This window comes from Paenibacillus sp. Y916 (assembly GCF_056786435.1).
Genome location: NZ_JBXCJA010000006.1, coordinates 129,810 through 142,264, shown reverse-complemented (window position 1 = coordinate 142,264; position 12,455 = coordinate 129,810). Strand labels below are relative to the sequence as shown.

The following is a 12,455-nucleotide window of genomic DNA, read 5'->3' as shown; positions in this document are numbered from 1 at the left end:
TTTACTTTATTCACAACATTACTTATGTAAAAAACTGATTTGTATATAATCAGCGTTCTTTATCTTATGTACGGATTAAATGTATCTGTAATTATATGATAATTAAGAGCGGTTATTAGACTTATTAACATCTAGTTTCTGTAATTATATGATTTGAGACAAATAGATTCATTACTATCAATCATTAACTAAGTAAATACTGCATAATTAATTGTCATGTATCATCCAATTGATCTGTTAGGAAAAAGATTGGGAAAGGGGGCTAACTATGAGGATCGCAAATCACCCTCTCTTGTAAAAAAAGAAGGTTTTATGCCGAGACGGCGTTGCTAAATTGATTTAATATAAGCTGTTCTACCTTGAACTCATTTGATATATCGGGAATTAAGGTCCATGTAGGGAGATGATTCACTTTCTCCATTAGCCAAGCTCTTAAATTAATTGGGTCCATCCCATTGCTGTACTTTCCATTACCTATCAATTCAAGTTCGTGATAAGCAATGGGACATTTTTTAAGAGAGAAAGCATAACTTCTAATGGTATTCATATCAATAGGTTCTTCCAATTCTCTCGATCGGACATAATCTAAAGAACCAAAGGCTGGTGGTCGTGTGAAGTCTCTATCGAGAACCACTAACGCAGATCGACACATATTTTGGAATTGTCTTTGTCCAACCGTGCTTGCAGCTGAAGTAAATTCAAATAGTCTTGATTCATCTAGTTTTCGAGGAGATATGAATTTGTAAACACCTGTGCGTTTTGCGATATCCAAGTAGACAATCATTGCTTTATGTTTCAATTCGTCCTGGATGAAATCCATGATATTATTGGGAAATACATGGTTTTTTTCATACAATTCGCGAATCTTTTCTACTACGTATCTGATATGGGAATAGCTTTTATTTCGTAAAATACGCACCAATTGGAAAAAGTCTACACCGTCATTCAAATACTCAAATTCCCCAACCATATTTTCGAGTAATAACTTTTGAAGATGAAGGATAACTCTACGGTAGGTCTTCTTACCGGCTAAGACATCTCGATACTGTTTTCCTGATGTATATGGTCTTATATAACTATCATTAACTTTCACAGTTAGCTTAGCCGAAACAGAACCTCTCTTTTTTTCTATGTACCAATGTTTAATAAAAGGAAGCCCAGCACTATACGCAACATTAAGAAGCATATTCATAAGATTTTTAATCTCATACGCATGCTTCTTATGTAAAAGCTTCAAAATACCCGATTCTTTATCCAACCAATAGAATACATTTTTATTAATATCATTTCCAGACCTTCTAAAGATATCAAAAACAAGCTTCTGACCTGAGATTGGAAGATCTGTGAATTGTTTTGAAAATATCAAAGGATGACAAATAACCGCGCGATTCATCTTATTGGTATCCGGATTTATAAAATGATTCAATTCGAACTCTGAAATAAAGCCGTTGTTTTTTTCAATAACTAAGCCTATTAAAATAAATTTTTCGAACGCTATATAGAATTGATCGTCGCAGCAAGGATCTTCATATAACTGGTGAAGTCTCTGGTAAATCTGATGCCTGGTTACATTTTGAAGTTTTCCTTCAGTATTAAAACAAGAATGCAAAGTAACCATAAGCATGAGATCCGCTTCAGTTACATGATAAACTAACCGACTTATTCCATTCGTGCGCGTCTTAAATTTATCCGACTTTTGGAGCTTATCAGATATCGTAAACAGAGCGTCAATAAAAGCATCTGTTAAGGCAACTTCCTTTTTTGAACCCTGTTTCTGAATCATTTCTAAAACCAAATCCAAATCATTCTCCTCCTTTCTTAATTATTCTATTTAATTGTTATATATTAGATTTAATCCGCTTCAAGCAGATTTATAGTTATATTATATATATTTCACATTTTACCTTATTCGACATTAACATACCCCTCAAAAGTTGGTCAATGGGAGTAGAGTGTCTGCCTATTTGCGGAGTAGAGTGTATGTTTCTTAAAAATCAAACCGTATGTTCGCATGAAACATACACTCTACTCCGTGAAATGCAATGTATTTCACCGAAACATACACTCTACTCCCAAATTTAGCATACACTCCGCTCCGTAAATATTAGAAAGTTTATTTCTCAATTATTCGACAGTAAATCACATTTCTGATTTACTTAACAACAAAATCCGATATATGGAATCATATGGATAATTCAGACGGAGCAGAGTGTATGTTTGATATTATGAGCAAAGTGATAAACGCGGAATAATTTTTAAGAAGGGACCTATGCGAGAGAGTCGTCAATGATACGTTTCCCAGGGGATAATTGGTCATGAACGACTCGGTCCTTTTCATTAGGATTCGTTCCTAGTTGCATCCCCTACAACTCGGGAGAGGATATGAGGCAACTCCGGAGGGTCTGCAGAAGGAAATACATAATGGACAGTCTGGAACTGTCACATAGTGTGCTCACAGCAGTCCCACGCTTCATAGCTTCTTCTGGCTATTTTAAGAAACATCTACCTTACTCAGACTAATCACTCAATCTGTAATGATGGACTTTGACGCAACCCTTACTTTCCTTTACAATATAAATTATCAAAGGAAAGTAAGGGAGTGGGGAGTATGGCGAAGGTTAGTAAAAAAGGCCAAATCTATTTTCCAATTGAATGGAACGACAAATTAGGTGGCCTCAATGAGGGTGATATGCTATATCTGCATATTGACGAAACAAGCAGAGTTGTATGGATTGACAAAACTGAGCATCATCAAAATGCAATCCCGGCCCAGATGCTGAGTGAAAGCCAACTCACAATCCCAGCTAAAGTCCGTGAACTGTTTGAGATTCAGTCTGGTGATACACTCGATTTCGGGTATAGCGAAGACCGAAAATACATCTATTTTAGACGGCATCTCGACACTATCCCCTGCTCAGTCTGTAATGGTACTGGAACTATCGAAGATTATAAATGCGTGGTTTGCAGAGAATCTGGAGAAGTGGAAGTAGAAAAGTTTGAACACCAGTTCATGCGGCTTACCGGCGTATCCCGAAAATACCGTGTAGTGGTGCAATATACCTGGGATGATTTCAATTCAAACACAGGAGAAATCATACCACTGATGTATCAGCGGATTAAGTTGCTCAGCCCGCATTATCCGCAGCACCTGCTAGACCGTATGCAGGATTATTATCAAATGAAAATTATCGAAGAGTTTTCGCCAAGATCCTTATCAGGTTCAGACCTATTCCAGACGCCTAGTGATTTAGTGCTTAACGAGATACTTTTCTTCTTAGCAACAGAGAATGCAAAAATTGAAGTAACTGAATGGTTTCGCGGAGGTAGGACCGTGTTTGCTTCGACCTTTAAAAACAAAGAATAAGAATTATAAAAGGGGGAATGGCATATGCCGTTCCCCCTTTTCGCTTACTACCAGAGAAGAGCATCTTAAAAATATACTAAAACACAAAATGAGCCTTAGAAGCGATTCTACAGGCTCGATTTCTTCTTCTCTCTTGTTCTCCGGAAAAGATGTACTTTTGCTATCCTGCAAATTAAGAACTTTATTTAAAATATTAAATATATGATTAAACGTTCATACTTGCGTATTCTTGAGCCAATTCACTCCCCTGAATTAGGTGGACAGAAGAAACTAATTTAGGAGCATCTACATCCATCTGATGTATACCTTTATTTTTATGGCCCATTATCCAACCGCTTGGAGTGAAATCTATAAAGGAAAATTTGTTACCAACTTTTCGCAAACTAAAGTCCGTGATGATATCAGCATCTTGTAGATGTCGAAAAGATGTTTCTATCATTTTAATTGTTCGAGCCCGGTTAAAAGCCTCTGAATCAAGTTTAAGCAAAATATGATCGATAAGATGATCTAAATCAAAAGTGGTAACGCCATGTTCTATTACATCTAAGATATTTAAGTAAATATTGCGCGCTGTAGGTGTCGGTAATTCATTAAAGATCATCATATTTATAAAAACATAATTTCCTGCAAGTAGAGAATCCTGCAGAAATTCATGGAAAGTAATAATTGCAGCTCTTTCTCTACCTCCTTCTTCTTCAGCGGTACGTGCTAACATAGCCATGCTCTTTATTGGACGATGCATGACCGTAGCTAGATACATATCAGAAGAAAGTGGATCGAAATATTCCTTGAATTCAATCCAAGTCGCAGCTATATTTTTAATGCTTTGATATATTAACTTATATTCTCCCCCAGAAGGTTTAGTTACCATGGCTTCTGCCAATGTTTTGAATTCAAACTTTATAGTAGGATTTTTACCTTGATTTAACCAAAGCTTAAACAAACCCACCAATACTTTCGTATCATATGTATTTAATAGTGCCCCTTTATCATTTCTATAAATCATGGGGCGAAATCCACGACGTTCTAACTCTAAAATGTCACCTCCAGTCAAATTATTAAGTGTTGCTTGATTCGGTGAGCTAGAGAGAAATACTCCCCCTTTGATAAAGTTGGTTTCAAGAATATGAGTGTTATATTGCTTTCTATACTCCCTCTTCATGGTAATTGCAGATTCGATACACTTAATAACTAACTCTAATTCAACTTTATTAAATAGCTCTTCTTCCGTTATTGTCCTTCCTTCGGAAGTTACCGAGGAAAAGAACTTGTTGAGCAGATCATTTTCTCTAGACTTATATGTCTCTAGTAGTGGCTTAAGTTCATGAAGATTACTGTTCATTAAACCCTTTGAAACTTCCAAGATATCAGATTCTATGAGTCGGTCAATTTTATCTGGTTCAATATTATTTCGCTGCATATTGATTTTCTTTTGGGTAATTTGAGTAATATCATATGAGGTAAGAATATTGAATTTCTTGGCCATGTTTTTTTCCACCTTCATTATAGTAAATTCTTCCCTTCATTTTATCTATATTCAAATCTAAAGTCTATATACAAAAAAAGAAGCACCTTACATGATCCTATAATAGGTCCATGCAGGTGCTTCCTGCAGAAATATATTTAATTGATATACTTAATATTATTAATCATAACTTATCGTATATAATCAGTCAAATTGCTATTTTCTTCGTTTTTTTATAATTTGAATGACATGTTTAGTCATTACTTTTGCCAAATTATTATTTACGAGGATAGCACCTCCTGGATACATATACTTCACGAGATCAAATGATTCGTTCTCACCAATGAACAGACATAAAACATCAATACCCTTCTTATGTGCTTGTTTAACAATTGTCTGCATTGTAGATTCATCCTCATCTTTCGAAAAACATGGTTCTCCATCGGATAACATGAGGAGTATCTTGACTTTTTCATTATATTTCTCAAGTTCATCGATACCCCATTGTAGTACTAATGAATCTCGGTTTCCAGCTTCAGGCTTTGTACCTCCTAGGAATCCTTTTTCTAATTTGGTGAATTTCCCAAAGGGTTTAAGTGGATATATATGAGTAATATTGCCATGCTCTCCATTAGGTCTAACACCACCCCAAAGCTCCGTAAATGCATAGGCAGCCATTGGTATTTTCGCCTTTTCAGAAGATTCAGACAAAAGGATTAGGGCTTTCTGCATAGCTGTAATTCTACGTTCTCCTGAATTATTAAAGCCAGCGGCAGTAGAACCTGATATGTCTTGAATCGCAAGTATACGAGCATCTAGGGCGGGTGTTCCTAATATGTTTTTTGTAAATATATTTGGGTCATCCATGACAGAAGCGGACCATACTTTTGTTACATTTAGTCTTCCTGATCTTTGATTTGCAAAACGTTGATCAGTAGTTGGTTCTAATAGTTTCTTTAGAACTTTGGCCGTAGGATCTATCTGTTTCTTTATATCTTTTAGAATTCGATCATAATTGAGAAGATCGTGGTTTTCGTATGGGGTAATTATAGCAGTATCGCTAAAAGCTTTTCGGTCATTTCTTTTCTCATTAATATTAATTTCTACTGCCCGTTCCTGATAATCGCCTACCTCTTCTTCAGCAGCTTTCTCATCCTCTTTTAATTCAGATGACATTGACTTTAACGTTGATTGGTAATTGGGCGTGAGAGGCTCATCAGACGTTTCTGAAGAGGGTGGAGTTTGGATGTCATCATCCTTCTCTTTCGCTTCATTCCCTGAACCCTTCTTTTCTTCTTGACCACGTAAATCATTTAATTTTAAGATTACACGTTCAGAATTGCTCTGTACTTCTTTTTCATCACCCCATGTGGACTTATCATGACTTGATCCAGTGTCAATGGGGATCATATCTTCCTTATTATCTTCCTTCATCCATTCATAAAGAGTTGGCCACACGGATTTTACAATGCGTGTTGTGTTATCCATGCCCTCCTGTGTCGATTGACTGTACTTCACATCCATAATCATATCTTGGACAGAATCGACTAGTTCAACAGCCTCTGGATGCCATTCAGCTATGTCTGTTAAATTGAATCCTCTACTTGCCAAACATTCCTGAAAATCTAATAAGCGATCAGCACCCGCTTCTTCCCCTCGAATACCGAATCTCCAATTATAGTTCGTAAAATCAAAATAATCTTTCGCTTCAGGGAGATCAATAACGACAAAATTCTCCATTCGCACATCAACCATCATTCCTGAGAAATACTCTAACCAAGACATAGGATATTTTAAATTGCTTTCCCAATCTAATTTGTTAGTGGAAACATGTTCTTCTCTCCAGTTATACGTAACACCTCTCGTATCATATTCAATATGACCACGTTCATGTAACGCATGGGCTTTCCGCAGTATTTTGATTTCTTCAATTGAAAAAATCTGATGACAAGCCTTCTGAAGATTGTATTTTACATGAATGTCGTCATAATCCGTATAGGATGTATCATACTCTGTCCAATACATACCAAATGGTTTTCGTCCAAATTTAATAAATAAATACCGCTTAAGTCTTTCAAGCTCTCTATTTTTGATAATTTCTTCCTTGGAAGGAATTAAATCTATCGAGATTGCCATGTGATTTCCTCCTAATAAATAGTATGTTTTTTCGAATTCAAAAGAGATGGATTAATAATCCATCTCTCAATCTTTTTATATAGCTCCATTTTCGTAATCTTCTTCCTCTTTTGTTTTCGGAAGATTTATAAATGAGCTTTGACGGAGTCGATCACGAATTTTGAATATTTCATCTATATCATCCGTTTTGTTAATAATAAAATCTTCTATTGCCTCAATTTGTGTATCGAGATTTATTCCGTATTTATTTAGGTGTTTTGCAGCTGCGATGTATCCACGTACTGTGTCAGATTTTTCTCCACAACCTTCTGTACTAATGAGTTCCTCAATATCTTTCTTGATATTTTGTAGGAAGTCTAGAGCATAAGTATCAGTAAGTCCTGTTTTCCGAATTAGCATGTTCCTAAACTCCAATACTTTTGGTAATCGTAGAACTGCAAATCTATCCATTAATGCTCCATTTGTAGAACTAATACCAGCATATTGCTCGCCGATATTCATAGATCCAATGAATATATGGTGTTCATGTCGTGCAATAGGACCTTGTAGAGTACCTAGCTCACGATTCTCGTCCAGAACGGAATGAAAAATTGATGTGATTTGGCCTGGAATCATATTTAATTCAGGATAATTTGAAATTCCACCTAACTTCACAGAAGTGGAAAATGGTGATAATTCAAAGAAAACTTCACCCTTAGCAAACGATCGATCCCCTATAATGCCTTCTTTTGATTCCCCAGCACTACCTGGTTGAAGATAAGTAGGTAATCCAAGGACCCAAGCTATTGTATTAATTAGAGTATCTTTACCGCAGCCCTTCCCGCCTATGAGTATTATGTCTTTACCATCAAGAATATGACGGAGGGCACGGCCTATATAATCTCCAACGTAAGGAAGATCTGGTTTTTTAGCATCTGTAGCTAAATCAGACAATTCTACTGATTCAAATACAGAGATGCGCTTTTCTTTTACATATTCAATTACATTCGCTGAGACGCCTTCGATCTTCAGATAATCTAGAATATCATTCCAGCCAACCTTCCAGTCTCTTACACTTTTAATAGGAGCAGCAATTACTGCTGAACTCGTTGGTGAAACAGGGGGAGATGTCTCCGTTATATCCATTGGAAGTGGAGGAACCACATTAAACTGATTGGATATATCTACATAACCACTGATATCATTAACCAAATCTAAATATTCAATGGGGTCCTTAGTTTTATACATTTTGTTTAAGGAAAAATCAAGTTTATCCACTATCGCGCTTGAATAGGCAAGGTGATTACATGAATTTCCTTTTGAACTAGCTTCACAATAATGGTAGAAGGAGACATTAGTATCATCTTTAATGACATACCCAGGTTCCTTAACCCCTCTAAAATGAATACGTAAGGCAGTACACGATTCCCCATCCCTAATAAACTCAGCTCTTTCAATTTGATCTACACTAGTCGATAATTTATCGAATAGTTGCGCCAATAAAAACGGATTATTATTATTTACTTTAATTGCTTTCATTTTCTTATCCCCCATTGTTTTGTTTTATGAATTAAAAAAGTCTAATGAATTATCCATTAAGAAAATGGGCTTCATTAGACAAAATTGGTAGGCTTCACCACAGTTAATATTTTCATGTACATACTCCTAAACCAAACATTCTAATTTGGGTTTAAGAATATTATCCAACTTATCCAATAGACTAATCACAAGTTCTAATGGGATTACACAATCAGAATTATTTCGCATATGAAATGCTGGAAAATCTTTAGTAAGAATTGCTACTACTTTTGACATCTTTTTGGCTCTCAGCACTGCAGGAACAAGATCTGCGTCACCAGAAAAAACAAAGAGAATATCATACGAATCCTTTGAAAGGTCAACTAGATCAAGTGCAAGTAATACATCTACACCTTTTTCTACAAATACGCCATCATCATTTCTCTGACAGATCCCACGGTGAATATTAATCCCGCTACTTTTTAGAGCATTAAAATAACGCGACCGCAGATTATGTTTTTCTTCATCTAAAGACTTCGGTGGAATAGCACAATAAAAATGGTATTCACAAGATATTTCACCATAGTCTTGTTGCAAAACCTTCTCTACAGCATTAAAAAATGCTGACCATGAACTTATTCCTAAAATATTCAATGAATGAAGTTGTTTCATTGCATTCATTTCATCAACAAGAATTGCTGCTTTGATTGTCATGAAAATGCGACCTCGCCCTCAGCATTAAGCGTCAACTGGGAAGTGAATAAATTATTAAAATCACATGCATCAATTGGTACTCCTTTTTTGCTAGTCCTATCTTCGGTACTGAGTATCCAATATCCTAAATTCTTAATTGGGATAGCTGAAATAACGAGATTTCCTTGTCTTTTTTGATAGATCCCCTCTTTGGATTTAACAAATTTCATTTGTGTTAGTTCCTTACTGGGAGGTAATCCTGGAAAGGAAAGTTTAATTGAAGTACAACGTGCATCCAGTAGCCAAACTTTAATATTACTGAATACTACTCTGATCTCTGTAGCATCGAGTGCTCCAAAATCAAAATATACCATACTGTTATTAATACTGTTCACACGTACCAACGCATTCCCAAATTTCAGAGGTTTAGGTAAATTAGAAACCCCCCACCAACTCATTTGAACGTTTTTTAATTTCATTATTTTTCCTCCTAAGTGATTTTTGACAAAAAAATACCACCTATCCATTAGAAACAAATATACGACTCGTTAACAAACAAGTTGTAATCATTTGTCATCTAATAGCTAGATGGATTAAGACAAATTATTCCCGTAGATTAGGAACTGAAAATTAGAATGGGTTCTTCCGCATGGCTGAACCTAAAAGGGAATTATGTAGAAAGCAATATAATTTTATTTTATCATATATATTTCATTTTGATAAGTACAAAAGAAAAAGACCCAATCTCAGGTCTCATGTTATACTTCTTTTATTCTTGCTCAATTACATTGATGAAGTGAGTCCTCAAGTAATTATCAACCATTTTCCACTCAACATCATCATTAATGTCATGTAGTTCAGGTGGTTTTCCATCTTCTTTAACAATTTTAAAGAGATTGTACGAATTTTCATCAAAACTTGCGACTACGTACCCAGCGTAATCAATATAAAACATTTTTAGATATTTCATTTTTTTTCGGTTATCATAACGATCACTAAGAATTATCAGGTCTACTGGTAAACTATTATTTGGCATTGTAACAAACTCCGATCTAATAAAATGACTGTGGGATCTTCACCACGATAAAAAAATGAGTTTCCTTATCTAGACTAGCTAGAGAATGAAAGAGTGTCAACCGTAAAAATATACTCAGAAAGGAATTGGTTCCCTTCTGAGTATATTTAAAAGAAATTACTCTATTCATAATCATCCTCATCTTCAATATTTAGCTGCATTTCAGCGAAATATTTAGATGCGCTAACACCATCATCATTATAATTCTCATTCATGTAAGGAATGACTTTTCTCACATATCCTTTATTACTAGGATCATAGTTCATAAAGGTATCATCACTAAGTCCACCAAGTAAACGTTCATCTGTTGTGAACCTAATTTCTAAGCTTGGCATATGTTTTTTTGCAAGTTCAGTTAACTCCTTTATTCTACCATCTCCATCAACGATCATTATCACCCTTTCAGGCCTTTTATGATCTGGTAGAGATACATATGCACTTTCTGTCCTCTGAAATCTTGTAATAACTTTACTTTCCCAGTCTTTACTCGGACGATATATCTCAAGCCAAAACATTTTGAAATCATTTTTCTTCCTAATAACCTCAAATTGCGCATAAGGGAAATGCTTCGTAGAATTTGGTAGGTTGATTAGTGGTCTACGTGTCCAACTAATTAATCGATCTATACGAGTTAATTCACAATACAATTCGTTTGCAATTAAATCTAAAAAGAATGAATCCATTGACGGTGCTTTTCCGATTGGAAATGTTATTGGTTGAAGCCAATACTTATCCGGTAATCTCATTTGAAATAGCGTCTCAGCAATTTGAGCGCCTGTTTGTGTTAGTGCATATACGAGTGGTTTCTTTCGTTCATCAGGTAAAGGACTGACCCAAGAAAAAGCACAAATAACACCACTTTTTCTACACTTTTTAATGAATTCAATATTCCCTTTTTCTCCTGAGCCAGTTGTTCCTAAAACTTTTAGTATTTGATTTCTAGTGGCTACCTTAATGGTAGAGAGTAAGTCGAGAAGTTTAATTTCTTTCTCACTAAAATATCCATCAGAAAGCTTATTAGATATCCAATACTGTCCATTCCTTACCCCTTCATTGGGTTTATGGAAAATTTGTGTTGCATAAGGATCACTGAACATCCCAAATTTTTCTCCGTCCGGTAGTAACATTTCACCAATATCTTGTGGCGAATCCTGGCCATAAGGATTTAGTTCTGAGGGTAGGAGAGGTGATGAGCCACTTTCCCTCATCACCTTATCTTTCTCATTGAAATCATCGTCACTAAACCTTAAAATCATCGAATAGGTCTTCCAAATGAGCGTTTAATAGGACCTTTGGCTATTTTCTTAGGAGGAATCGCAATGGCCTTAATTTGCTTTTCCTTATGATCAATAGCCAGGATTTTTATATTGAGTTTATTCCCTATTTGAATCTGAGAAGGAGAAGTGTTGGCAGGGAAATTCACTCGAGTCGTGATGCCTTCGAGCGTAACAAATATACCGTGTATTTGATGAATATTTGTAATTTCTGATACGTAAGGACATCCGATCTTGAAATTCGCAATTTTACCCCAAGGGTCTTTTAATAGAGCCCTGGCACTAACTTCTATACTACCTTCCTTATTTTCTTCAGTTGGAGGCTCTAGTTTAGTTATCTTTACATTGATCGTTTCTCCATTTTCATAAATATAAGAAACGTCCTCCATAAAAGTATAACTAATTTCCTTTTTATTAAGTACAGTTGCAACACCCTCAACTAGCAAATAAAGGTTTGATGAGTCTACTCCACGAATGTAAGCAGCAACAGGTAGCCCTACTTTCGCATCACGCCAAAAGCGTTTTGCAGAGACTTCAAGTGCCTTTATACGATTCGCTAAGAACCAGTGTCCTTCTACATCGATCTGATCAACAACGAATTCTAACTCTTTACCGAGAAACTGATGAAACCCTCTAAACTCATAATTATCAACAAGAGATTGTGGCAGATAACCATATACTCCATTATAGTTCAGTTTTAGCATTTCTTCCCGCTTACTACCTTCTCCAATTGGCTCTATACCGACTACCTCAGCATAAAGCACTTTTTTTACCCGTAGAGATTCTCTAATATCTGCCCTTGCAACCTGTTCTTCAGCATTAACATCTTGATGTTCTTCTAATATCCGCATTTTCTCATATCCTTCCGGCTTAAGTTTTTGTAAAAATACTGTCCGAAAATAGAAAAAAAGCACCTCGTACATAGGCTATTGCCTATGTGCGAGGTGCTTC

Annotated in this window: 10 protein-coding genes; 1 reads left to right on the top strand and 9 read right to left on the bottom strand. The window is 35.7% G+C overall.

The features are described from left to right. Positions 1–310 precede the first annotated feature (310 nt). Positions 311–1,801, bottom strand: coding sequence for a hypothetical protein (locus AC1TO9_RS14880; protein WP_482059645.1), 1,491 nt, complete (start codon positions 1,799–1,801; stop codon positions 311–313). An 807-nt stretch (positions 1,802–2,608) separates the two neighbouring features. Between AC1TO9_RS14880 and AC1TO9_RS14875 the strand changes: the two genes are divergently transcribed. Beyond that, positions 2,609–3,364, top strand: a complete 756-nt coding sequence (locus AC1TO9_RS14875) for a hypothetical protein (RefSeq protein WP_482059644.1) — start codon at positions 2,609–2,611, stop codon at positions 3,362–3,364. A 205-nt stretch (positions 3,365–3,569) separates the two neighbouring features. Here AC1TO9_RS14875 and AC1TO9_RS14870 read toward each other — a convergent pair whose 3' ends face one another. The 8 genes from AC1TO9_RS14870 to AC1TO9_RS14835 form a co-directional block, all read right to left on the bottom strand. Next, a complete protein-coding gene (locus AC1TO9_RS14870) occupies positions 3,570–4,850 on the bottom strand; it encodes a hypothetical protein (RefSeq protein ID WP_482059643.1) in 1,281 nt (426 codons plus the stop codon). Between the two features lie 195 nt (positions 4,851–5,045). Further along, complete coding sequence (locus tag AC1TO9_RS14865; RefSeq protein ID WP_482059642.1) at positions 5,046–6,965, bottom strand: vWA domain-containing protein; 1,920 nt, start codon at positions 6,963–6,965, stop codon at positions 5,046–5,048. 75 nt (positions 6,966–7,040) lie between these two features. After that, on the bottom strand, positions 7,041–8,483 hold the full coding sequence (locus tag AC1TO9_RS14860; protein WP_482059641.1) for an AAA family ATPase: 1,443 nt from the start codon (positions 8,481–8,483) through the stop codon (positions 7,041–7,043). A 126-nt stretch (positions 8,484–8,609) separates the two neighbouring features. Then, the gene (locus AC1TO9_RS14855) at positions 8,610–9,176 is read right to left on the bottom strand and encodes an NYN domain-containing protein (RefSeq protein ID WP_482059640.1); all 567 of its coding nucleotides are present in this window, start codon (positions 9,174–9,176) and stop codon (positions 8,610–8,612) included. Beyond that, the gene (locus AC1TO9_RS14850) at positions 9,173–9,634 is read right to left on the bottom strand and encodes a hypothetical protein (RefSeq protein ID WP_482059639.1); all 462 of its coding nucleotides are present in this window, start codon (positions 9,632–9,634) and stop codon (positions 9,173–9,175) included. The genes AC1TO9_RS14855 and AC1TO9_RS14850 overlap by 4 nt, the downstream gene beginning before the upstream one ends. 290 nt (positions 9,635–9,924) lie before the next feature. After that, positions 9,925–10,191 carry a hypothetical protein gene (locus AC1TO9_RS14845; RefSeq protein ID WP_482059638.1) on the bottom strand — a complete coding sequence of 89 codons (267 nt, stop codon included), beginning with the start codon at positions 10,189–10,191 and terminating at the stop codon, positions 9,925–9,927. 161 nt (positions 10,192–10,352) lie between these two features. After that, positions 10,353–11,486 (bottom strand): replication-relaxation family protein, encoded by a 1,134-nt coding sequence (locus AC1TO9_RS14840; RefSeq protein ID WP_482059637.1) that lies wholly within the window; start codon positions 11,484–11,486, stop codon positions 10,353–10,355. Then, a complete protein-coding gene (locus AC1TO9_RS14835; protein WP_482059636.1) occupies positions 11,483–12,427 on the bottom strand; it encodes a 30S ribosomal protein S1 in 945 nt (314 codons plus the stop codon). Before AC1TO9_RS14835 ends, AC1TO9_RS14840 begins: the two co-directional genes overlap by 4 nt. Positions 12,428–12,455 lie beyond the last annotated feature (28 nt).